General features: G+C 66.4%; 19 protein-coding genes. 10 read left to right on the top strand and 9 right to left on the bottom strand.

The genetic code is table 11. The features are described from left to right. Positions 1–162: 162 nt before the first annotated feature. The 3 genes from GV792_RS05490 to GV792_RS05500 all read right to left on the bottom strand — a co-directional run bounded on the left by GV792_RS05490 (position 163) and on the right by GV792_RS05500 (position 4,271). The gene (locus GV792_RS05490) at positions 163–2,538 is read right to left on the bottom strand and encodes a lysylphosphatidylglycerol synthase transmembrane domain-containing protein (RefSeq protein ID WP_163822521.1); all 2,376 of its coding nucleotides are present in this window, start codon (positions 2,536–2,538) and stop codon (positions 163–165) included. Between the two features lie 199 nt (positions 2,539–2,737). After that, positions 2,738–3,502 (bottom strand): SDR family NAD(P)-dependent oxidoreductase, encoded by a 765-nt coding sequence (locus GV792_RS05495; protein ID WP_163822522.1) that lies wholly within the window; start codon positions 3,500–3,502, stop codon positions 2,738–2,740. Then, on the bottom strand, positions 3,489–4,271 hold the full coding sequence (locus tag GV792_RS05500; protein WP_163822523.1) for a 2OG-Fe(II) oxygenase: 783 nt from the start codon (positions 4,269–4,271) through the stop codon (positions 3,489–3,491). The genes GV792_RS05495 and GV792_RS05500 overlap by 14 nt, the downstream gene beginning before the upstream one ends. 125 nt (positions 4,272–4,396) lie before the next feature. Between GV792_RS05500 and GV792_RS05505 the strand changes: the two genes are divergently transcribed. After that, positions 4,397–4,996: a GDSL-type esterase/lipase family protein gene (locus GV792_RS05505; RefSeq protein ID WP_163822524.1), complete on the top strand. Its 600-nt coding sequence runs from the start codon at positions 4,397–4,399 to the stop codon at positions 4,994–4,996. Between the two features lie 112 nt (positions 4,997–5,108). Here the strand turns inward: GV792_RS05505 and GV792_RS05510 are convergent, their stop codons facing one another. Then, entirely contained in the window at positions 5,109–6,578 is a 1,470-nt protein-coding gene (locus tag GV792_RS05510; protein ID WP_256673761.1) for an ABC1 kinase family protein, read from the bottom strand. 99 nt (positions 6,579–6,677) lie between these two features. Here GV792_RS05510 and GV792_RS05515 point away from each other — a divergent pair, with 99 nt between their 5' ends. Beyond that, a complete protein-coding gene (locus GV792_RS05515) occupies positions 6,678–7,451 on the top strand; it encodes a GntR family transcriptional regulator (protein WP_163822525.1) in 774 nt (257 codons plus the stop codon). 81 nt (positions 7,452–7,532) lie between these two features. Here GV792_RS05515 and GV792_RS05520 read toward each other — a convergent pair whose 3' ends face one another. The 4 genes from GV792_RS05520 to GV792_RS05535 all read right to left on the bottom strand — a co-directional run bounded on the left by GV792_RS05520 (position 7,533) and on the right by GV792_RS05535 (position 12,409). Continuing rightward, the gene (locus tag GV792_RS05520; RefSeq protein WP_163822526.1) at positions 7,533–8,660 is read right to left on the bottom strand and encodes an NAD(P)H-dependent flavin oxidoreductase; all 1,128 of its coding nucleotides are present in this window, start codon (positions 8,658–8,660) and stop codon (positions 7,533–7,535) included. 207 nt (positions 8,661–8,867) lie between these two features. Then, positions 8,868–10,220 carry a WS/DGAT/MGAT family O-acyltransferase gene (locus GV792_RS05525; RefSeq protein ID WP_163822527.1) on the bottom strand — a complete coding sequence of 451 codons (1,353 nt, stop codon included), beginning with the start codon at positions 10,218–10,220 and terminating at the stop codon, positions 8,868–8,870. Between the two features lie 109 nt (positions 10,221–10,329). Beyond that, the gene (locus GV792_RS05530) at positions 10,330–10,983 is read right to left on the bottom strand and encodes a class I SAM-dependent methyltransferase (protein ID WP_163822528.1); all 654 of its coding nucleotides are present in this window, start codon (positions 10,981–10,983) and stop codon (positions 10,330–10,332) included. Between the two features lie 25 nt (positions 10,984–11,008). Further along, on the bottom strand, positions 11,009–12,409 hold the full coding sequence (locus GV792_RS05535; RefSeq protein ID WP_163822529.1) for a hypothetical protein: 1,401 nt from the start codon (positions 12,407–12,409) through the stop codon (positions 11,009–11,011). A 139-nt stretch (positions 12,410–12,548) separates the two neighbouring features. On the opposite strand from GV792_RS05535, the gene rpsF reads away from it, so the two are divergent. From rpsF to GV792_RS05570, 7 genes are all read left to right on the top strand, one after another. Continuing rightward, complete coding sequence (gene rpsF, locus GV792_RS05540; RefSeq protein ID WP_163822530.1) at positions 12,549–12,836, top strand: 30S ribosomal protein S6; 288 nt, start codon at positions 12,549–12,551, stop codon at positions 12,834–12,836. Positions 12,837–12,929: 93 nt separating this feature from the next. Further along, positions 12,930–13,481, top strand: a complete 552-nt coding sequence (locus tag GV792_RS05545; protein WP_130918294.1) for a single-stranded DNA-binding protein — start codon at positions 12,930–12,932, stop codon at positions 13,479–13,481. Positions 13,482–13,537: 56 nt separating this feature from the next. Beyond that, complete coding sequence (rpsR, locus tag GV792_RS05550) at positions 13,538–13,789, top strand: 30S ribosomal protein S18 (RefSeq protein ID WP_036541619.1); 252 nt, start codon at positions 13,538–13,540, stop codon at positions 13,787–13,789. A gap of 17 nt (positions 13,790–13,806) precedes the next feature. Then, positions 13,807–14,265, top strand: coding sequence for a 50S ribosomal protein L9 (rplI, locus tag GV792_RS05555; RefSeq protein WP_163822531.1), 459 nt, complete (start codon positions 13,807–13,809; stop codon positions 14,263–14,265). Between the two features lie 694 nt (positions 14,266–14,959). After that, on the top strand, positions 14,960–16,342 hold the full coding sequence (dnaB, locus tag GV792_RS05560; protein WP_163822532.1) for a replicative DNA helicase: 1,383 nt from the start codon (positions 14,960–14,962) through the stop codon (positions 16,340–16,342). Between the two features lie 74 nt (positions 16,343–16,416). Next, positions 16,417–17,358 (top strand): ATP-binding cassette domain-containing protein, encoded by a 942-nt coding sequence (locus GV792_RS05565; RefSeq protein ID WP_163822533.1) that lies wholly within the window; start codon positions 16,417–16,419, stop codon positions 17,356–17,358. Then, positions 17,355–18,110 (top strand): ABC transporter permease, encoded by a 756-nt coding sequence (locus tag GV792_RS05570; RefSeq protein ID WP_163822534.1) that lies wholly within the window; start codon positions 17,355–17,357, stop codon positions 18,108–18,110. Before GV792_RS05565 ends, GV792_RS05570 begins: the two co-directional genes overlap by 4 nt. Here the strand turns inward: GV792_RS05570 and GV792_RS05575 are convergent. Beyond that, the gene (locus GV792_RS05575) at positions 18,094–21,288 is read right to left on the bottom strand and encodes a BTAD domain-containing putative transcriptional regulator (protein WP_163822535.1); all 3,195 of its coding nucleotides are present in this window, start codon (positions 21,286–21,288) and stop codon (positions 18,094–18,096) included. The genes GV792_RS05570 and GV792_RS05575 overlap by 17 nt on opposite strands. Positions 21,289–21,473: 185 nt before the next feature. Here GV792_RS05575 and GV792_RS05580 point away from each other — a divergent pair, with 185 nt between their 5' ends. Further along, positions 21,474–22,715 (top strand): cytochrome P450, encoded by a 1,242-nt coding sequence (locus GV792_RS05580; RefSeq protein ID WP_163822536.1) that lies wholly within the window; start codon positions 21,474–21,476, stop codon positions 22,713–22,715. Positions 22,716–22,727 lie beyond the last annotated feature (12 nt).

The following is a 22,727-nucleotide window of genomic DNA, read 5'->3' on the forward strand; positions in this document are numbered from 1 at the left end:
CACGTGAATCATCGCCGCCGCCTGCGCCATTGACGGCGGGTCCGGGCCGCCGTCGGCCATGCCGCCCCGGGGATGGTGCCGCCCACCTCTGAACCACAGCGAAACTCGTTGTCGCTCAGGGGTGGGCGCAACCTTGTGCCGAGTGCGAGCGGCGTTGTCGGCTCAGATCATGTTCTTGTCGGTCATCCACCGCATGACCTGCCAACCGCAGAACACCGGCAGCCAGCAGGTGAGCACGCGGTAGAGCAGCACCGACGGCACGGCCACCTCGATGGGCAGGCCGAAGGTCGCCAGACCGCCGATCAGCGCGGCCTCGACCGCGCCGACACCACCGGGCGTCGGCGCCGCGGAGGCGAGGGTGCCACCGATCATCGTGACGATCGTGACGGTGACGAAGGTCGTCCCGCCGCCGAAGGCCTCCACACTCGCCCACAGCGCGAGCGCCTGCCCGAGGGTCAAGGCGGCGCAGCCTGCGATGATGATGGCGAACCGCTTCGGGTCGCGCGCCAGATCGGTGAGCTCGCCGAGCACCTCCTGCAACTGCGGCCGCACCGAAGTGTTCAACCAGCGGCGCAGTTTCGGCACGAACATGAAGGTGCCGATAATGCCGACGCCGACGCCGGCGAGCAGGTAGAGAATCGTCGCGTCGGGGACGAAATGCGACAGATCCGCCGAGGTTCCCGCAGCGATACTAAAGAACACCAGCAGGCTGATATGGGTGATGACCTGCACCGACTGCTGCAACGCCACCGCGGCCGTTGCGCGGACCGCGCCGAGCCCGCCTTTCTGAAGGAAACGCACGCTCAAGGCGAGCCCACCTACGCGCGCGGGAGTGGTTGTCGCCGCGAAGGTATTCGCGATCTGCATGATCAGCAGATTGCGGAAGCTCACCACCCCCGACGCACATGCCCAGAGCGCCGCCGCGGTGCCGATATAGGTCAGCGATGACAACGCGAGGCCCGCGAACGCCCACCACCAGTTCGCCGTCCGCAGCTGGCTGAAGAACGTCGGCACCGCGCTGATGAATGGATACGCGACGTACACCAGGCCGATCAGCAGGACCAGCTGGATGATGCTGTTGCGGCTGAACCGGGTGATCTGCTCGGCCTCGATCCGATCCTGGCCGGTTTGTTTGCGCACTTCCTCGCGGGTGCCCGACACCACCGACTTCCAGTCCGGCACCGATTTGCGAATCCCGGAGGGCATGCCCGATTTGGTCAGCCGCCGCGAGGCCGTGAGCACGGACTTCTCGCCGAGACCCGCGATCGCCGTACGTACCGCGGCCTCGCGGCCGAAGATCGACGCGGTCGAGACCAATAGCTGCGCGACGTCGGATTGCACCTGTGCGTCGGTGGCACCGAGTTCGGCGCCGACGAACCCGCCGAACCGGGTGACACCGTCCTCGATGCGGATCTCGTCGGGGCGAAGATCACCGACCGCGATCTGCCTGCGGTGTAGTGAGTCCAGCGACTGCCACAGTCCTGGCAGGACCTTCTCGTCAAGCTCGGCCAGCGGCTTTCCGCTCGGCACCGTATGCGCGTACAGCATCCACCCGCGGTCCATCGCCGCCACCGCGACCGGTGCGTGTGCCGCCATCCCCAGGTCACCGATGGCGATGGCCATCAGTGCGCGATGCTCGACCGCCCGATGCATCGAACCGTGCAGCGGCGCGGTCTCGCTGGAACGGAAGGTGAGCCAGCGCCACAGCTGCCGCAGCGCGCCGTGACTGCGTTGATTCTTGCCGTACAGCTCCACGGTGAGCAGTCGCTGCGGGCCTGCGACGGGCGCCGACAGCATCAGTGGGCCCGGACCCGAGGGGCGAACGACGGTTAACGCGGTGACGGTGAACCCGCGCTTGGCGAGCACGCGCACGGCGGCATCGAGGGGAACCTCCAACGCGGGGGTGCCAACGACGAGCACGATCACCGCACCGACCAGCCAGCCAACCGCCAGCCCGAACATCGCCCGCGCCGGAACGACGGTACTGACCACGAGATGGATCGGCGCGAACGCCAGCAGCAGAAACCACATCCATCGCCGCACCCGCACCGGCAGCCAAGGACTGGACACGGTGAGCACGGCGGCCAGCATGGCGATCCAGCGCGGATCGTCGAGGAACTGCTGTAGGAAGGTGTTGTCCAGTTTGTCGGGAACCTGAAAATGCCATTTCGGCGCCGACAGCCCGGTGCCGGTGATCGAGAGCAGCAGTCCGGCGACCAACCCCGCCGCGGCATATCCGGCCAGCAGTTTCCAGTGCCTTCCCAGCACGAGTTCGATCAGGATCGCGAACGGGAGGATCAGGATGGCGATGCCGTAGAGCAGGTAGACCAAGTTGGACTGGGCGGGATTGAGGACGTCGACGATAGGTGATATCGAACGTTCCAGCGCCAGCCACTCCGGCCGGGTGATCATCGAGCCCGCGATCACCACCCCGACCCCGATCGCGGCGAGTACGACACGAACGATGTCGCTGGTGCGCCGGGTCAACGGCTGCAGCAGGTTGCCCGTGACCGGGATTTCCCGCCCATCGACTCGCATGTCGTATCGGTACTTTCGGATCGAGTTGAAGCTACGCCGGCCACCCTCGCTCACTGCAGGTGAGTATGCAGGAGGCCGACGCGGACGATACACACCAACACGCCGCCCCGATGTCCGCCGATCGGTTGCCCGGGCGGGCGCGAGGTGGTATCGGCGGCGCGTGTGCTGTTCCCGGTCCGATGCGACCGGACTACCGGACTCAGGCGCCGCCCATGCGAGCGTGGCGACCGACCGGAGGGCCGGCCGGTGGGACCACGCTGAACACCGTGCCCGTCATCTCACCGCTGTCGAGTTCGACGATGGCGCGTACGACCTTGGTGGTGGCGATGGAGCCGGGGAACGCGTCCGGTGCGATCGCGTTGACCCGCACGCCGAACTCGTCGAACTCGTCGGCCAGGTGACGGGTCAGCTTGTTGAGCGCGGCCTTGGAGGTGCCGTACAGCGTCTGACCACCGAAGACTTCCGGCCCCGACATGCTGGAGACATTGACGATATTGCGGTTGTTCGCGCGGTTGGCCGCATCGTCGTGCAACCAGGACCGCTGCGCCAGCCGGGTCGCCAGCCGCAGCGGCACCTCGACATTTAGCGTGAACACCGGCGCGAACGCGTCGAGCGCGGCGTCGCCGTCGACCACCCCGAGCGGATGCAGCGCCATATTCGCCGCGTTGTTCACCAGTAGATCCACCCGGCCGAACTTGGCCAATGCCAGGTCGACTACCCGTTCGGGCTCGCCGGGCTCGGTCAGATCCGAGTGCACCACGAAGACTCGCGACTCGTTCTGCGGAACCGTCCGGTCCGGCTCCAGCGGGTCGACGAACCACTCTTCCTGCGAGGGCGCCGCGGGAACCCGATTGCGGCAGACCGCGACGATGTCGTAGTGGGTGTAGGTGGCGCGGCAGAAGGCGTCACCCAGCCTGCCTCCGGCGCCGGTGATCAGGCAGACCCGGCGCTCACCATTGGACAATGCGGTCTCCTCCCCAACGCCGCACCACGTCGGCCTTCGGCCGGTGCAGCCACATCACCACGCAGTTGCGTTCGGCGGTGTTGGCACCGGCGAAGGCATGCCACGAGCGCGGTGTGCATTCGAACATCACCATCGAGTTGTTCAGCGGCGGGACGGCTTTCGCGGCTCGCGCGCCGCGCTCGCCCCGGCTGAACAAAGCGGTCTCGCCACCGTCGCCCGGCTCCCACGGCGAATTGGCCAGATAGAACAGCAGCGTGACGGCGCGGACCGTTTCCCTGGCTTCGACGCCGGCGGTGCGCGGCCCGGTTTTGGTGTCAACGGTCGAGTCGGGGACACGGACTTCACCCGGGCCGGGTGCGGCGCCCGCAAACCACGCAGGCGCGAGATCGTTATGTGGCCAGCCGCGCGGGCTGTCGACCGGATGGCAGTGCAGCGACGCCTCGACGTCACCGGTCGCATCCACCCCGGCGACGCCCGCGATCACGTCATGCCATTCGCGGGACTGGAACACCGCGAGCGGCCCGTCGCTGAGCTCGGTCAGCCGAATGCCGGTGGCGCCATATCCTTCGGCGACCTTGCCGAATCGGTCCGGATGGTCGTCGCGAGCCCGCTCGAATTCGTCGGCGAGACGCTGATAGAACTCGGGCGCGAATACATCGCGCGCGTAGACGTGCGGAAACGGCTCGGTACGGCGTATCCAGTGCCGGCTGCCGAGCAGATCCGCGAACCATTGCGGGGCGGCGGCCCGCCGCTCCGATTCCCCTGCCACGATTACTCCCTCCCGGACGAACACCGCGATCTTATGGCACGACGGCGCCGCTGCACGTCCGTAGTAGGCGGACCGCTCTCGGTAGTGGAGAACGGGGGTGCACTGCCTCCGGGCATGATCATCCGGTGAGTCGTGATACCCGTATCTGTTTCGTCGGCGATTCGTTCGTGGCAGGCGTCGGCGATTCAACGGCGCTCGGCTGGGCCGGCCGGCTGGTCGCCGATGCGCACGCCGAGGGCTTTCCGGTCACCGCATACAACCTCGGTGTGCGCAGGCAGACCTCCACCGACATCCGTTCGCGCTGGCTGGGCGAATGCCTACAGCGCCTGCCGGAGGGTGTCGACGCGCGCGTGGTGTTCTCGTTCGGAGTCAATGACGCCATGTGGGAGAACGGCCGGGAGCGGGTCCCGCCGGAGGATTCCGCGGACAACCTGACCGCACTGCTCGCCAGCGCCGCCGCGCACGGCTGGCGGGCGTTGGTCATCGCACCGCCGCCGATCGATGACGAGGAACACAACACGCGCACAGCCGCGCTGGACGCCCGGTTCGCCGATATCTGCGCCGCAGCCGACGTCCCCTATGTACGTACTCACCAGCCGCTCAGCACGGACCCGACGTGGCGGGACGAGGTCCGTATCGGCGACGGTGCGCATCCAGGCGCGGCTGGTTATGGCGTTCTGGCCGAGCTGATCCAACCGTCCTGGCGAGAGTGGTTGTCGCGCTGATCTCTCGGGGCCGGCAGCGGTTGACCAGGGCGCTGCCGGTCTGACGACCACCTGTCTGGGACACGCTGCCGATTGTGATGGCTGTTGGTCTGTGCCTGCCCAGCTGGGTCCATCAACCGATGGAAACCCGCTGCACCGCACGTATCCGCCGCTCAGCCGCCAGATCGATCGCCCGCGCGTCCGTCGCTGCGGCCGCCCGCTGAAATACCTCGTCGAGGAACGGCAGAGCAGCGACCACCTCGTCGAGATAGGAACCCTCGGCCTCCAGCTGGCTCAGCGCGCCGATCAAGGTGAGCCCGGCCCGGGCGAACGGTGTGAACGGCGCCGGCATGGCCAGTTCCCGGACGACGTTCGACAACCGCGGATTCGTCGTGCGCACCACCTGCTTACGCAACCAACGCGTGGTCAGCTGGAATGTCGCGTGCCGAAGCGGTTCCCCGCATTCGCCGAGCGCCGAGACGAGCGCATCGGCATCGAGTGGGTGGCCAGGCGCGACGAATCCGTGTGCGCGCACCGCGGCTTCGAGTTCGGGCGGGCCGCCGGTGAAGAAGGCGTCGCAGAAATCGTAGGCCAGTGCGCGGAATTCGGACGGCCACGGTGAGCAGGCGCCGAAATCGACGATGCCGAGCCGCCCATCGGGCAGCAGCCGGAAATTGCCGGGATGCGGATCGCCGTAGAGCAGGTCGTGGCGCCAGCCCGACAGCACGAACCGCGTCATCAACATGCCGACCCGATCGCGCTCGGGCTCGGTGCCGGAGGTGATGATTCGCGGCACGGGCGTGCCGTCGAGCCATTCGGTGATCAACACGTCCCCGCGCTGCTGAACCACCGCGGGGATGTGGAACTCCGGGTCGTCGGCGAATGCGGCCGCGAAGGCATGCTGATGGTCCGCCTCGGCGCCGTAGTCGAGCTCGTCGCGCACACCGTCACAGATCGCCTCGGTGACGGCCTTGACATCGGCGCCGGGCAGGAACACCGATGCCAGCGTCGAAATGTGGCGCAACTGCCTCAGATCGGCCTCAACGGCCGCGCGGCCGCCCGGATACATGATCTTGACCGCCACCGGCCTGCCGTCATGCCACACCGCGCGGTGCACCTGGCCGATGGAGGCTGCGGCGGCCCGGCGATCGTCGAACTCGCGAAACGACGCACGCCAGCCGCCGCCCATGCTCGCCGCCATCGCGGCGTCGACCGTCGGCGGCAACATGATCGGCGCCGCGTCCTGGAGCCGAGTCAGCGCTATTTGATAGGGACCGGCTATATCTTCGGGCAGCGCGAGCTGATAGATGGACAACAGCTGACCGAGTTTGGTTGCGCAACCCTTCAACTCCCCGAGGACCTCGAAGATGTGCTGGGCGGTGCGCAACTGGATCTCCCGGTTCACCTCGTCCGCCGAACGGCCGAGTGCGCGCCGCCCGACCCCGGCCGCGCGTCGGCCCGCATAGGCGACCGGAAGGGCCGCCAGCCTGGCATTGCGCGTGGCACGGCTCATCGGAGGGGTGCCGCCGGGGCGTGCCGGGAACAGGCCGGGACGCTCCGTCGCCTCGCCTCCCGCCCGGCCGTTGCCCCATCGAGTGGTCATGATTCACCTCACACTGCGCCGCCCCGTAGTATCCATGTGCAGTCTGGCACATTGCGCCTAGACTGTCTGGGACGTATGGATGAAGGTGAGAGGTACACGATGGGATCCCGGACGGTGGTCGCCGATGCTGCCGATGAACTGGCACGCCGGGTTGCCGCGGGGGAGTACCGGCCCGGCGAACTGATGCCCTCGGTGCGGCAGGTTGCCGACGAATTCGAGATGAACCGCGCCACCGCGCAGCTCACCCTCGGCAGGCTGGAGTCCTATGGCTTCGTCGACGCGCGCCGCGGCAAGGGTTTCACCATTCGCGATGTCCGCGAACTCGGCGGTATTGATGTCTACCGGCATCTGTTCCGGTACTCGGTGCCGATGCCCGAGGTCGCGATCGAGATGTTCCGCGACATCGTCGAGGTGGAGCGCGGCATCGTGATGGACGCGCTGCTCGCCTACACCGCGGGCCGCTGTGATGCCGATCCGGTGGCGCTCAAGGCCGATATCGACACTCTGGAAGCGCTTGCCCGCCTGGAGGTTCCGGATTACCGGGAGATTCTCTCGGTCGAGATCGGGTTGGTGCGCAGGCTGCTCACCGCGCTCGGCTCCAGCATGCAGCGCGCGATCTTGAACTCCATCGGCGAGATGGTGCTGGAAGTGCCGGAGGCGATCGAGGCATACTTCGCCGGCGCCGCCGACCTCCATGTGCTGGTGTGGCGAGCGCTGATGGCGGTGTGGGAATCGGATTCCGGGCCGTCGCAGGCTCAGCTCGCCCTGTTCGAGGACCTGTTCGGGATGTATCACGAGAAGGTGCTCGCCCGCTTCGCGGAGTTGCTGGACGGTGTCGAGGAGTCCGGTACCGCCCACGCTGCCACTGCCTGAGCTCGGTAGCTCGTCGATAACTGTCTGGTAAGGCCGCCGAACCTGATGGTCCGGCGGCCTCAGCACTGTCGTGCGATTACCTCAGAGCGCACCGTTGAGCTTGTTCAGCCGCTCGCAGGATTCGACGTACTCCTCGACCAGCCGCGCCATCACATCGGCCGAACGCTCCACCTTGTTCATCATGCCGACCACCTGGCCGACCGGATTGAAGTTGACGTCCTTGGCGGCCTCCGGATACCGGTGCCCACGCTTGACGCCGTCCAGCGCGACCATCATCTGCAGCGGCATCGGCAGCGGATTGGGGGTGTCGGACTGTTCCCACGCCTCGGTCCAGTCGTTGCGCAGCATGCGCGCGGGTTTACCGGTCCATGCCCGCGAACGCACCGTGTCGTGGCTGGTGGCGTCGATGAGGCTCTGCATCTGCGCGGGCGGCACATTGGCCTCCTCGACGGTCAGCCAGATCGAACCGGTCCATGCGCCCGCCGCACCCATCGCCATCGCGGCCGCCACCTGACGGCCGTCGCCGATACCGCCGGCAGCGAGCACCGGCATATCGCCGACGGCGTCGATCACCTGCGGCCACAGCACCAGCGAGGACACTTCACCGCAGTGCCCGCCACCCTCGGTACCCTGACAGACCGCGAAGTCCAGGCCCGCGGCCTTGTGGTTGAGCGCATGCTTGACCGAACCGCACAGCGCGCCGATGAGGCGACCGGACTCCTGGATCTTGCTCACCACATCCGGCGGCGGCGTACCGAGCGCATTGGCCACCAGCTTGGCCTTCGGATGACGCAGAATCACCTCGATCTGCGGCGCAACGGTGGTCGCGGTCCAGCCGAGCAGCTGCGGGTGTACCTCGTCGGAGGGCAGTTCCGGCACACCGTGATCGGCGAGCAGCTTCGCCGCGAAATCGCGGTGTCCGGCAGGAACATGCTTGGCCAGTTCGGCCTCGAGCTGTTCGGGCGAGAGCCCGTCGATGCCCTTGCCCTCGTACTTGGACGGGATCACCAGATCCACGCCGTAGGGGTTGTCGCCGACGTGCTCGTCGAGCCAGCTGAGCTCGACCTCGAGCTGTTCGGCGGTGAAGCCAACCGCGCCGAGCACCCCGAGACCGCCGGCATTGCTGACCGCGGCCGCCACGTCGCGGCAATGGGTGAAGGCGAAGATGGGGAACTCGATCCCCAGGCGGTCGCAGATTTCGGTACGCATGGCGGTTCTGGTCTCCCTATGCCCTGGAACGGGTTGCATAATGTTCAGTTCGCCGGCTCATGGCCCGCGAATTCTCTGCACGGCCCGTCGCGTTCGAAACCGCCGCGTACCGCATTAATCGCCAATATGCGGACGCGGCGCCCTCGATCGGCATCGGTGCCATGAATCGAATGTAACACGTTCTAATTTTGCCCGGGAGGGGAAATTTCAGCGCGCGGCGTCCTCCAGCGTGGTCAGCGCATCCTCCAGGTGGGTCAGCAGGCGTGACAACTGGGGCACGCTGCGTCGGCAGCCGACGATCCCGAAATCCAGATTCCCCGCGTTCGTGGTCAGCGTGATGTTGACCGACTGCCCGTCCAACGGGATCGACATCGGGTACGCGGCATCCAGCCGCGCGCCACCCCAGAACATCGGCTCGCGCGGACCCGGCACATTCGAGATGACAATGTTGAACGCCGGATTGGTCATCGACACCAACCCCGGCAGCAGCGACAACGCCAGCGGGCTCACCATCAAGGCCGACAGCGCGATCGACTGCGTACTGGACAGGCCGGCATACACCTGCTTGCTGCGCCGCATCGACTCGCCGATCACCCGCAACCGCTCGAGCGGATCGGCGACGTCGGTGGCCAGATTGCACAGGATCGCGCCGACCTTGTTGCCGCCGCTGTCACCGTCATCGTCGGCCGGACGCAGCGAGATCGGGACCATCGCGATCAGCGGCTTATCCGGCAGCGCGTCCCGTTCGGACAGATAGGCGCGCAGCGCACCGGCAGACATGGCGAGCACGACATCGTTGACCGTCGACCCGGTCGCCTTCTTCACCTGTTCGAGCCGCTGCAACGACCACGATCCGGCGACGCAGCGTCGAGCGCCACCGATCGGCACGTTGAGCATCGTGCGCGGGGCCGCGAACGGCAACGTCAACTGCTGCTGTACCAGGGCCGAACGCGCCACCCGCAGCAGCGCGGGCCCGGATGAGGCCGCCGCCACCAGGTTTCGCGCCATCGTGCCCAAGCCCGAATCCGCGCGCGGCGGTCGCTGCCCGCGCGGCAGGTTCCACGGCACCCGGACCTGCGTCGAGCTCGCGTCGCTGGTCAGCGTCCGCCGCAGCAATCGCTGCGCGGAGACACCGTCGATGAGTGCGTGGTGCATCTTCGAATACACCGCGAACCGGCCGTCCGCGAGGCCTTCGATCAGATGTAGCTCCCATAGCGGCCGATGCCGGTCCAGCAGACCGCCGTGGAGGCGGGAAGCCAGGTCGAGGGCGTCATCGGTGCGGCCGGGATGTGGTAGCGCCCACCGTCGTAGGTGGTACTCGAGATCCACCTCCTCGTCACGAGACCAAGCCAACTGCGGGGACCCGAACAGCGCGGCCGGCCGTTTACGAAAGGTCGGGTGCAGCTCCCGTTCCGCTACCAGCGTGTCGTGCAATTGCCGCACGAAACCGGGCCCCGCGCCCTCCGGCGGCTCGAACAGCTGCATCGAACCGACATGCATCGGATGCTCACGGGATTCGCCGATCAGGAAGGCGGCGTCGATCGGTGAAATCAGTTCCATGGCGGTCCTCTGACGATGGCGGTGAATTCGGCGATCGACCACGTTGTCGGAGCTTGCGCGCACCGGGTGCGGCTCCCTCAACGTACCCGGACGGGGGCGTCGGGTTGATCTATCCAGTGCGAGAGGGGACTTTGGTCACCAGCACGGAGGCCTGACCGAATCGTTCATCGGGTGCCGGTTCGCGAATCATGCGCGTGACCGGGGCGAATCCGGCGGCCTCCAGCAGTTCGAGCAGTCGCTCCGGCGCCCACCGGTAGGCCTCGGTGACCTTGTGGTCGAAGGCCGTCACGAGCTCGGGTGGATCGGTTGCCTGGAAACCGAGCAACGCGTATCCGCCATCGACCAGGACCCGGTGGAACTCGGCGAATACGTCCGGCAGACGTTGCGGCGGCAGGTGGATGATCGAGTACCAGGAGAGTACGCCCGCCAGTGAACCGTCGGCGAGATCGAGCCGTTCCATTGTTCCGACTTCGTAGCGCGGGCCCGGGTACAGTCGATTGGCCAGCGTGATCATCTCCGGGGACAGGTCGATCCCGAAGGCATCGAGCCCAAGTTCTGCCAGATACGTCGTCAGCCGGCCGGGACCACAACCGATATCGGCGACCGGCCCGGATCCGTTGTCGCGCACCAGCTCCGCGAAGATACCGAGTATGGCGCGGTCGAACGGGTTGCGGGCCAGATCGTCCGCGGCGAAGTCGGCGTAGATTTCGGCAATATCGTCATAGGCGGTGCGAGTGAGGTCGATGTCGGCGAAGTCGGTCATCGCACCATTGTCCACATCCGGGCACTCAGCCGACCGGTACGAGATCGCCGGAGTCGCGGTTCGGTGCTGGTGGCGCGGTGGGTCTTTCGGCTCGCGGGGCCGCCCGCACGAAGACGAAGAACAATACGAGTAGCAGTCCGGCGCGACCCCACACTCCGAACTGCACGATTGCCTCGGTCACTTCGACAGAATTCCCGGTGCCGAGTGCATAGAAATACCGGAACACGCCAATGCCTATCGCCGCATCGGCCAGCAGATAGGCGCCGACCAACGTCCACGGCACCCGCAGCAACACCAGGAACGGAATGATCCACAGGGTGTACTGCGGTGAATGCACCTTGTGGAACAGCAGGAATCCACACAGCATCGCCCCGCTCACGCCCACCCACGGAAACACACCCGTCGTGCTGAACCGGCGCCAGCCGAGCCACATCGCCAGCGCGAACGAGACCAGGATCAATGCCGGTGAGGCGCCCGACACCACCTGCTGGAAATTCTCTTCGCTCACCGCGTCCGGCCCGAACAGCGGCCGCAATCCCCAATACCAGATCGAATTGGTGGTGATATCGGCCTGACGCAGCTGCTGGAAGGTGATCGACGCGCGCCAGCCCTCATAGCCGGCCAGCGCGAACGGCAGATTGACCGCTACCACCGTCGCCACCGCCGCGGCGCCCGTCAGCAGCGCGCCACGCACATCGAAACGCCGGTCGCGGAAGCCGCCGCTCGCGACACTCGCATCGGCTCCCCCGGTGAGCACATACGCCATCAACGGCAAGACGAAGATCCCCGGATACAGCTTCAGACAGAACCCGAGGGCGAGCAGGACCGCGGCGAGCACACCCCTGGTACGCAGCGAATACCGCGGCAACGCCGTCACGACGTAGATCGCCGCGACCGCTGCGCACACCACCGGCAGCTCCCAGTTGTGGAACGCGTAGAGCACCAGCGGCGGCCCGGCCGCCCACAACAGCGCAGGCCAGCCGGCCATCCGGCCGAGCAGCCATGCGGTGAGCAGCGCGAACGGTGCCAGCAACAGCGCCGAATGCAGCAGGAACATCGCGTCGTTGTCCGCGCCGAGCGCACCGAGCCACATCAGCACACCGCTGAGCACCGGATATTCGACCGCACCACCGACCAGCGAACCGTCGCCGGTGATGCCACCGTGGATATAGGGGAAGACATGTTGATCGATATCGCGGCCGAGCCACAGGAACTGGATATCGGAATAGCAGACCTTCGAATCCTTGAACAGGTCGAAAGCCGGCGAACGCCCGTCCTCGCGGAACGGTGGGCCCGCGCAGCGCATCTTGTTCCAGAAGGCGGCCAACAGCGTCAGCCCGCACAGCAGCACGACCACCGTTGCCGACGTCACGCGACGTGGCAGGCGACCGGCGACGAGCTCGCCTGCTGCGGGTCCGTTCGGCATGCAGACCAGCGTAATGGCGGGGAGATCGATTTCGTCGGTCAATACCTGGTCAGGTAACCTTGCCGGGTTGCTGACGCGACGACCCTCCTGCCACGGACCGTCCGTGGCCGTTTCCTAGTCCACAGGAGGTGATTGGTCCGTGCGTCATTATGAAGTAATGGTCATCCTCGATCCGAGCCTGGACGAGCGCACCGTTGGTCCGAACCTGGAGAACATGCTCAGCGTGGTTCGCACTGAAGGCGGCAAGATCGACAAGGTCGACATCTGGGGCCGCCGCCGGCTCGCCTACGAGATCAGCAAGCAGGCCGAGGGCATCTACGCCGTGGTCGATCTGACCGCCGAGCCCGCGACCGTGAGCGAACTCGACCGCCAGCTGGGACTCAACGAGTCGGTGCTGCGCACCAAGGTCCTGCGCCACGGCAAGTAGTTCTTTGTGCCTCGTTTGGTCGGTGCCTGTCTCTAGGCTCTAGCACGACAAGCGAGTGCACCCGGGAACTGCACACCGAGCAGGAGGAACCTCATGGCAGCAGGCGACACGGTCATCACCGTCATCGGAAATCTGACGGCCGACCCCGAGCTTCGATTCACGCCCGCGGGCGCCGCGGTGGCGAACTTCACCGTCGCCTCCACGCCCCGCGTGTTCGACCGTAATACCAATGAATGGAAAGACGGCGAAGCGCTGTTTCTGCGCTGCAACATCTGGCGCGAGGCCGCGGAGAATGTCGCCGAGAGCTTGACCAGGGGTTCTCGTGTGATCGTGAGCGGACGGCTCAAGCAGCGCTCCTACGAAACCCGCGAGGGTGAGAAGCGCACGGTCGTCGAGCTCGAGGTCGACGAGGTCGGCCCCTCGCTGCGTTACGCCACCGCGAAGGTCAACAAGACCAGCCGCGGCGGCGGGGGCGGCGGCGGATTCGGTTCCGGTGGTTCCGGCGGCGGTGGTGGCAACTACCAGCAGGCCAACAGTGGTGGTGGACGTTCGGGCGGCCAGGGTGCCGCCGACGACCCGTGGGGCAGCGCGCCCGCGGCAGGCTCCTTCGGGGGCGGCCGCATGGATGACGAACCGCCGTTCTGAGAACGGCTCATATCGGCCCGCGACGGCGGGCCACCAAGATTACGGAGTAGAACACCATGCCTAAAGCGCCCGCGCGCGAAAAGGTGCTCAAGAAGAAGGCTTGCACTTTCTGCAAGGAGAGCAAGACCGGACTCGTCAACATCGACTACAAGGACACGGCGCTGCTGCGTAAGTACGTCAGCGATCGCGGCAAGATCCGTGCCCGCCGGGTCACCGGCAACTGCGTGCAGCACCAGCGCGATATCGCGGTTGCCGTCAAGAACTCGCGTGAGGTGGCGCTGCTGCCTTACGTGTCGACGGCTCGCTGAGCAAGGGAGGCACGCAAATGAAGCTCATTCTGACCGCTGATGTGGACAACCTCGGTGCCCCCGGCGACACGGTCGAGGTCAAGGACGGCTACGGGCGCAACTTCCTGCTCCCGCGCGGCCTTGCCATCGTCGCCAGCCGTGGCGCGCAGAAGCAGGTCGAGGGCATTCGCCGGGCGCAGGATGCCCGTCGCGTGCGCGACCTGGACCACGCCAACGAGCTGAAGCAGGCCATCGAAGGCCTGGAGTCGGTGTCGCTGAGCGTGAAGACCGCGGGCACCGGCAAGCTGTTCGGTTCGGTGACCCAGTCCGACGTCGCCGCCGCGGTGAAGTCGGCCGGCGGCCCGGTCGTGGACAAGCGCAGCATCGACCTGCCGAAGTCGCACATCAAGTCGACCGGCAAGCACAAGATCTCGGTGCATCTGCACCCGGACGTGGTTGCCAAGTTCGACCTGGACGTCGTCGCAGTCGAGAGCTGAGTCCGCGCACTCGCGCTGATTTCTCCATAGTCGAAGGCCACGCTCGTGTTCGGCACGAGGGTGGCCTTCGACTGTGCGCTGCCGTCTTTCCGGCTCATCCCCATGCTGTTAGCCGTGGGATAGCTCGGCCTTCTGTGGGTTGCTCCGCTACTAGGGGGGTGGCTTCGTGCTGCCTGGGCGACGGGAAGTTATCCCCAGATGTGCATGCTGTGGATCACTGCGGAAACCAACCGCTCGTAATGTGATTCACCTCATAGCTTGTCTACCGTCTGTTAACTCAACACGCCCGGCTGTTCAACTCCACCGACACGCCGAGACTTTATTTATCCACACGTGCACACCTGTGGAAATGCGGACCTATCTGCGTGTTTGTGGTTGCTGACCAGGGTTTTCCCCAAGTAGTGCACAGGAGGTGCACACGGTTGGGTAAACAGTCCACAAGTTATCCACAGATATGTGCACAGCCGGGTTTGGCGTGTGAATGGGCGGTCGCCTAGGTTCGTCGCATCGCCGTGCGCGAAGCCTTCAGCGGTCACGGTCCGGCCCAGTGCCGGAACGGTAACTGAGCCCGTGACCGGGGGTGGGCAACGGTGCTGGTCATGCCTGTCCGACACGCCGAAACTGTCGTACCACGGGGGTAGAACCAGTCGTCAATAGGGTGAGCCCTGTCGGGAAGAGAGGACGGTCGAGTCTGGTGGCAGTCGTCGATGACCGTGGGCATACCGATTACCCACCCGAACCGCCCGGCGAGGACTTCGGACGGCAGCCGCCGCACGATATGGCCGCCGAACAGTCCGTGCTCGGCGGCATGCTGCTCAGCAAGGACGCCATCGCCGACGTCATCGAGGCCTTGCGCCCGGGCGATTTCTACCGCCCCGCCCATCAGGCGATCTACGACACCATCCTCGACCTCTACGGCCGAGGCGAGCCCGCCGACCCGGTCACCGTCGCCGCGGGCTTGGACCGCCGCGGCGAACTCAAACGCATCGGCGGCGCCCCCTACCTGGTCACCCTCACCCAGACGGTCCCGACCGCCGCCAACGCGGGCTACTACGCCGAAATCGTCGCCGAGAAGGCCATCCTGCGCCGCCTCGTCGAAGCGGGCACCCGCATCGTCCAGTACGGCTACGCCGGAGCGGACGGCCAGGACATCGCCGAGGTCGTCGACCGCGCTCAGGCCGAGGTCTACGAGGTCACCGAACGCCGCACCACCGAAGACTTCCTCCCCCTCGAGGAACTTCTCCAGCCGACGATGGACGAAATCGACTCCATCGCCAGCCGTGGCGGCATCTCCCTCGGCGTCCCCACCGGCTTCACCGAACTCGACGAACTCACCAACGGTTTGCATCCGGGCCAGATGATCATCGTCGCTGCCCGGCCAGGTGTTGGAAAATCTACGCTGGGAATGGATTTCATGCGTAGTTGTTCCATCAAACATGGCCTGGCGAGCGTGATTTTCTCGCTGGAGATGAGCCGCACCGAGATCGTGATGCGCCTGCTGTCGGCCGAGGCGAAGATCAAGCTCGGCGATATGCGCTCGGGCCGAATGAGTGATGACGACTGGACCAAGCTGGCGCGGCGGATGAGCGAGATCAGTGAGGCGCCGCTGTTCGTCGATGATTCACCGAACCTCACCATGATGGAAATTCGGGCCAAGGCGAGGCGGCTGAAACAGCGCCATGACCTGAAACTCGTTGTGGTCGACTACCTCCAGCTGATGACCTCCGGTAAGAAGGTCGAATCCCGCCAGCAGGAGGTCTCGGATTTCTCCCGAAACCTCAAGCTGCTGGCCAAGGAACTCGAAGTCCCCGTCATCGCCATCAGCCAGCTGAACCGTGGCCCCGAACAGCGAACCGACAAGCGCCCCATGGTCTCCGACCTGCGCGAATCGGGATCGCTCGAACAGGATGCCGATATGGTCATCCTGCTGCACCGCCCCGACGCTTTCGAACGCGACGATCCCCGCGGCGGTGAGGCCGACCTGATCGTCGGTAAGCACCGTAACGGTCCCACCGCCACTATCACCGTCGCCCACCAGCTGCATCTGAGCCGGTTCGTGGATATGGCGCGCGGCTGAGCTGATCGCGGCGTCTGTCACCGTGACAGCCGCATGACAGCCTCGTGTCAGCTCTGCCCTCGATCGTTGTCCGCATGAGAAATTCAGCGATTGCGGTTTCAGGACTGCGGAAGAAGTACGGGGACAAGGTCGTGCTCGACGGGATCGAGCTCGATGTCGCTGCGGGCACGGTGTTCTCGCTGCTCGGGCCGAATGGTGCCGGTAAGACGACGACAGTGAATGTGCTGAGCACGTTGCTCGAGCCCGACGGCGGGTCGGTGCGGGTTGCCGGTCATGATGTCGTGCGCGAGGCCAAGGCGGTGCGGGCGGCGATCGGGGTCACCGGTCAGTTCGCGGCGGTGGACGAGCTGCTGACGGGGCAGGAGAACCTGCAGCTGATGGTGGACCTCAAAGGGTTCGCCACCGAGGATGGCAAGCGAACCGTCGCCGAGCTGCTGGAGCGCTTCGATCTGACGGAGGCGGCGGCGAAACCCGCGTCGACCTACTCCGGCGGTATGCGGCGCAAGCTCGATCTGGCGATGACGCTGGTCGGCAAGCCGCAGATCATCTTCCTCGACGAGCCGACGACGGGCCTGGACCCGCGCAGTCGGCGCACCATGTGGTCGATCGTCAGTGACCTGGTCGCCGATGGTGTGACCATCTTCCTCACCACCCAGTACCTCGAGGAAGCCGATCAGCTTGCCGACCGGATCGCGGTGCTCGACCAGGGCCGCGTTGTCGCCGACGGTACGCCCGACGAGCTCAAGCGCCGGATTCCCGGCACGCACATCCGGCTCCGGTTCGGCGACGCCGCTCAACTCGATGCGGCGGCAAGGCTGTTCGCCGAGTCCACTCCCGACACCGAGGCACTGACCCTTCGCGTTCCCGGCGACGGAGGCACGAAGTCGCTGCGGGCGCTGCTGGACAGGCTCGACGAGTACTCGCTCAGCGCCGAGGAGTTCTCCGTGCACACCCCCGATCTCGATGATGTCTTCCTCGCCCTGACGGGCCAGACCACGGAGGTGGCAGCGAAATGAGCACCACACCCAAGCCCCATTCGATGGTGATGCTGCGCCGCAACTTCACCCACATCGCCCGCAACCCGGTCTCGGTGTTCAATGCGGTCCTGATGCCGATCATCATCATGCTGATGTTCGTCTACATGTTCGGCGACGCTTTCGACGTCGGTGTCGACTACATCGACTACGCGACACCGGGGTTGATCCTGCTGGCCGTCTGCTACGGCCTCGGCGCCACGGCGACGGCGGTGAATTCCGACATGATGAACGGCATCATCAGCCGTTTCAAGGTTATGGACGTCTCGCGGGGCGCGGTGCTCACCGGCCATGTCATTGCCACCGTGCTGACCAATCTGATCGCTATTGCGGCTCTCATCGGGGTGGCGTTCCTGCTGGGGTTCAGCCCGTCGGCGAGCTTCGTCGAATGGCTCGGTGTGGTCGGCATGGTCGTATTGCTCGGATTCGCGGCCGCCTGGCTCACGATTGCGTTGGGACTGGCGGCGAAGTCGCCGGAAACCGCGGGGCTGGCGTCCGTGCCGTTGGTCATGCTTCCGTTCTTCAGCAGCGCGATCGTGCCCGCGGACAAGATGGGCCCCGGCCTGCGGCAGTTCGCGGAGTACCAGCCGTTCACGCCGATCATCGAAACCCTGCGCGGATTGCTCGGCGGCGCACCGGATGCCGGCGATGCGATCCTCGCCGTCGCCTGGTGCATCGGGATCGGTGTCGTCGGGTACCTGTGGGCGCGTTCGACGTTCAGCAAGCGAGCGTGATCGCGACCAATTCCTGCCAGTTCGTGCGCGAACCCTCGTCAGTCGCCTCGGTGAACCCCGTGTCACCGAGGCGACTTCGTGCGGTCTGCTTGATCCTGGCAACGTCCGGGTGCGAACGATCGGGCATACCGCGGACGCCGATGCTCGCCCCGAGCAGCCGCGCTGCCTGCTCATCCTGTTCGTTGCGCAGCGCCAGATCCGCGATCCCGATGAGTACTCCGGCGATCAGGGGAGCATGGCCTGCCTCCGACGCCGCTCGGAAGGCTGCGATGCGGTGCTCGCGGGCTTGGTCGACATCGTCGGCGAGGTAGCCGAGCAGGTCCTGGACGACCGCGCGGATGATCGGCCGCTCGGCGTCATCGCCGAGCATGGCCGTGGCCACCTCGAGGTGTCGATGTGCCTGCTCGGCATTGCCACTCCAGCGCGCGAGCTCGGCCTTCGACAGCGCAAGCTCGGCCAGCACGGTCGGCCAGGCGACACGATCCGCGGACCGCTGGGCCTCGGCTATCGCAGCGGCGCTCGACTCCTCGTCACCCAGTAGCCAGTACAACTGAGCCTGCCGTGACCGCATGACCGCGACATCCTCGATGGCACCGACTTCGGTGACGACGGCGATCGCCTGCTCGTAGTGCTCGCACGCGGCGGCGAACTCGCCGCGCACCGTGATGCGATTCGCCAGCTCGGCCAGCGCGAACGACATCCCCCACCGGTCACCGATCGCACGAAACTCGGTGAGCGCCTGCTCGAGATAGGTGTCGGCATCGCGGTCGGCGTGGCCGAGTTCGATCCGCAACTTGCCCAGTTGTAGCCGGGCGAGAGCGCGAACCCAGGGGTCGTCGTCGGCCAGCAGTGGTTCCCATGCGGGCAAGAATTCCTCCGGCCCGTGCAGCATGCGTTCCAGTGGGGCGGTGAACCGCAGCGCCGGGTGACCACCGTGAACATTCCGGCTGAACTCGTTGGCTTTGCGGATCCACTCCGCCGCCCGGTACTGGTCACCCTCTCGTCCGGCGGACACGAACTGGACGGCCAATGCGTACACCACGGCGCGGATCTCGTCGGACACGTCGCTGGGCAGGGCGGTCGCCGCGATGATCAGCTCGTGGCCCTCGGCCTTGTGCCCGCCGAGCCACCAGTACCAGCCCGCGGCGGCGGCGAGCCGCATGGCACCGTCCGCCTCGCCTGCCGCGAGCGCCCCACGCATCGCGGCAGCGATGTTGTCGTGCTCGGCCTCGAGCGTGGCAAGCCATTCCAGCTGCTCGGCGCGTCGCAGATGCGGTTCCGCGAGGTCGGCGAGGTCGGTGAAATACGCGAGGTGCGCCCGCCGTGCCGACTCCGATTCGTCCGCCTCCGCGAGACGCTGCTCCGCGTACTCCTTGATCGTGCCGAGCATCCGGTAGCGCGGGATCCGGTCACCCTCGGTGACCACCAGCGATTTCTCGGTGAGCGCGGTCAGCAGCTCGAGGACCTCGCCCGGCTCGACCGCCGCGTCCTGCCCGCGTCCCGGGTACGCGCAGACTCGCTCGGCCGCTTCCAGAGTCGCCCCGCCGGAGAACACCGAAAGCCTGCGCAGGACCACCCGTTCGGGGTCGGTGAGCAACTCCCAGCTCCAGTCGATCACCGCCCGTAGAGTGCGGTGCCGTGGCAGCGCAGTGCGACTGCCGCCGGTCAGCAGGCGGAATCGGTCGTCGAGCCGATTGGCGAGCTGATCGAGGGACATGGTGCGCAACCTGGCCGCGGCTAGTTCGATGGCCAGCGGCATACCGTCCAGCGCCCGGCATACACGTGCCAACGTCGACAGGGTGTGCGCGTCGGTCTCGAGGTCCTTGCGCACCGCGCCGGCGCGGTCGCGTAGCAGCTGAACCGCCGGGGAGGATTCGATCTCGGCGGGTCCCGCGGTACCGTCCGGCAGGGCCAGCGGCACGACCGGCCACAGCGCTTCCCCGGTGATACCGAGCGGTTCCCTGCTCGTCGCGAGGATCCGCAGCCGACGGCATTCGCCGAGCAGACGATGGGCGAATGCCGCCGCGGACTCGATCACATGCTCGCAGTTGTCCAGAATCAGCACCATCGCGCGCTCGCGGAGCGCGGCGATGACCCGTTCCGTCGGTTCAGCGTCCGGTGCCTCGCCCAGCAGGGCATCGCGCAATTTGAGTGCGGCGAGGGTTGCCTGCGCGATGTTGTTCCCGTCCGGTCCGTCGGGCCCATTCCGGGTGTCATCGTCGGCGCCGATGGGCGCGAGTTCGACCAGCCAGACCCCGTCGGGCAGATCGCCGAGCAACGTGCGCGCGGTTTCCGTGGCCAGTCGGGTCTTCCCCGAGCCGCCGGGACCGATCAGTGTGGTCAGCCGATGGTCGGCGGTGAGTTCGCGGACGGCGGCGATATCGGCGTCCTTGCCGACGTAGCTGGTCAGTTCGGCCCGCAGGTTGGTCTTACGGCTGTCTTCCTGCCGGCTCATCTCGCCGCGCAGCAGGGCGAGGTGCACGTCGGACAGCTCCGGTGACGGGTCGACGCCGAGCTCGTCGGCCAGGCTTTCCCTCGTGCGCTCGTACACCCGCAGTGCCTCGGTGTCGCGACCGGCCGCGGCCAGGGCACGCATCAATGCGGCGACCAGCCGTTCTCGCACCGGGTGCGCGGCCACCAGGTCGGTCAGTTCGGTGATCAGCTCCGCACCGTGGCCGAGGTCGATCTCCGCGTCGAACCGATCCTCCATGGCGGTCAGGCGAAGCCCCTCCAGCCTGGTGACCACGGCGTCGAATGCGGCGCTCTCCTGTAATCCGATGTCCTGCATGGCCGCACCGCGCCACAAACCGAGGGCCTCGCGCCGCTGCGGCAGTCCTCGGGAATCCTCGTCGTCGCGGGCCTTGGCGAGGAGCCGTTCGAACCGGACGGCGTCGACGGCGTCGGGTTCAACTCGCAATCGGTAGCCGTCCGGCTGTCCCTCGATCGACCCTTCTGGCAGGACCTTGCGCAGCCGGGAAACCAAGCGTTGCAGGGCATTCGCCGCGTCTGCCGGGGGATTCTCGCCCCAGATCCAGTCGATGAGCGTCGCTTTGGGAACCGCGTGACCTGCGTTGAGTGCGAGGGCGATCAACAGCCCGCGCAACCGCGCACCAGGAACTTCGGCGAGGACGCCACCGTCCGTACGAACCTCGAACGGTCCGAGCATCCCGATCTGCACCCGGCCGATCTTGCCATGGGCGACCGATCGGTTGCGACCGTTGACGCAGCGCAGAAGGTCGGTCGGGCCGTCGTAGCACCGGCCGTCCAGTCGCCGGGGTCGGTCGGTGTCAGAGCCGTGACAGGGGTGTGACAGCGCAGTCGGCGACTGTGGCAACCAACGAACAGCCACGGAAAGGAAGTCGGATGACTCGAACGGTCCCCGTCCCGTACGGCCTCCCCACAGAGCGCGATGCGACCCCCTTCGACCCGCCCAGCCAGATCACCCGGCTGCGCGATGCGCACCCGGTGAGCCCCATCGTCTTCCCCGACGGTCATGAGGGCTGGATCGTCACCGGCTACGAGGCGGTCCGCAAGCTCATGTCCGACACCCGGTTCAGTTCCCGCCAGGACATCGGCATCCTGCACACCCTGGAGGACATCCCCGATATGCCGGCGCCTACCGAGCCGTCGCCGCAGATTCCGGGCATGTTCATCGCCATGGATCCGCCGGATCACACTCGGCTGCGGCGCATGCTCACCGGCACGTTCACGGTCAGACGGATGAAGCAGCTGGAAGAACACATAATCGAGGTCGTCGAGCGGCAGTTGGACGAGATGGCGCGTCTGACCCCACCGGTCGACCTGGTCGAGCAGTTCGCGCTGCCGGTGCCCTCGCTGGTGATCTGCGAACTGCTCGGTGTTCCCTATGCGGACCGGGAGACCTTCCAGGTCAACTCCGCCAAGTTCTTGGTCACAGGTCAGCCGCTCGGCGAGAAGATGGCCGCCTACGGCGCGATGATGACCTATCTCGCCGAACTGGTCACCCGAAAACGCGCCGAACCCGGCGACGACATCCTGTCCGACCTGGCGCGCGATGACGATCTCGGCATCGACGAGCTGACCGGCATCGCCTTCCTGCTGCTGCTCGCGGGCCACGAGACCACCGCAAACATGTTGGCGCTCGGTACCTTCGCGCTCCTGGAGCATCCCGATCAGCTGGCCGAATTGCACGCTGACCCGGAATTGATGCCCGGTGCCGTGGAAGAACTCCTGCGCTACCTCTCGGTGGCCGACATCTTCTACCGCTACGCCACCGAGGACATCGAACTCGGCGGCGAAATGATCGGGAAGGGCTCGACCGTCGTCGTCTCGCTGCTTGCCGCCAACCATGACCCACAGCGTTTCGACAACCCGGACACCCTGGACATCCACCGCGCGACCGGTGGTCGCGTGGCCTTCGGGCACGGCATCCACACCTGTCTCGGCCAGCAACTGGCCCGCATCGAGATGCGCGCGGGTTTCGCCGGACTGCTGCGCCGCTTCCCGAGTCTCGAGCTGGCCGTTCCCGCCGGCGAGGTGAGGCTCAGGACCGACATGAATATCTACGGCGTCCATGAACTGCCGGTCATGTGGACCGATCCGGCCGATGGTCAGGGAGGCAGATGAAAGTCCCTGCTC

The sequence above is a fragment of the Nocardia cyriacigeorgica genome, from assembly GCF_010868145.1.
GTDB classification, from domain to species: domain Bacteria; phylum Actinomycetota; class Actinomycetes; order Mycobacteriales; family Mycobacteriaceae; genus Nocardia; species Nocardia cyriacigeorgica_D.

Bases quoted from the DNA above. Each gene is read 5' to 3' on its own strand.
- rplI (WP_163822531.1), top strand. From the start codon at position 13,807: ATGAAGCTCATTCTGACCGCTGATGTGGACAACCTCGGTGCCCCCGGC.
- GV792_RS05535 (WP_163822529.1), bottom strand. From the start codon at position 12,409: ATGCCGAACGGACCCGCAGCAGGCGAGCTCGTCGCCGGTCGCCTGCCA.
- GV792_RS05520 (WP_163822526.1), bottom strand. From the start codon at position 8,660: ATGCGTACCGAAATCTGCGACCGCCTGGGGATCGAGTTCCCCATCTTC.
- GV792_RS05580 (WP_163822536.1), top strand. From the start codon at position 21,474: ATGACTCGAACGGTCCCCGTCCCGTACGGCCTCCCCACAGAGCGCGAT.
- rpsR (WP_036541619.1), top strand. From the start codon at position 13,538: ATGCCTAAAGCGCCCGCGCGCGAAAAGGTGCTCAAGAAGAAGGCTTGC.
- GV792_RS05515 (WP_163822525.1), top strand. From the start codon at position 6,678: ATGGGATCCCGGACGGTGGTCGCCGATGCTGCCGATGAACTGGCACGC.
- GV792_RS05510 (WP_256673761.1), bottom strand. From the start codon at position 6,578: ATGACCACTCGATGGGGCAACGGCCGGGCGGGAGGCGAGGCGACGGAG.
- GV792_RS05570 (WP_163822534.1), top strand. From the start codon at position 17,355: ATGAGCACCACACCCAAGCCCCATTCGATGGTGATGCTGCGCCGCAAC.
- GV792_RS05490 (WP_163822521.1), bottom strand. From the start codon at position 2,538: ATGCGAGTCGATGGGCGGGAAATCCCGGTCACGGGCAACCTGCTGCAG.
- GV792_RS05565 (WP_163822533.1), top strand. From the start codon at position 16,417: ATGAGAAATTCAGCGATTGCGGTTTCAGGACTGCGGAAGAAGTACGGG.
- GV792_RS05525 (WP_163822527.1), bottom strand. From the start codon at position 10,220: ATGGAACTGATTTCACCGATCGACGCCGCCTTCCTGATCGGCGAATCC.
- GV792_RS05545 (WP_130918294.1), top strand. From the start codon at position 12,930: ATGGCAGCAGGCGACACGGTCATCACCGTCATCGGAAATCTGACGGCC.
- GV792_RS05530 (WP_163822528.1), bottom strand. From the start codon at position 10,983: ATGACCGACTTCGCCGACATCGACCTCACTCGCACCGCCTATGACGAT.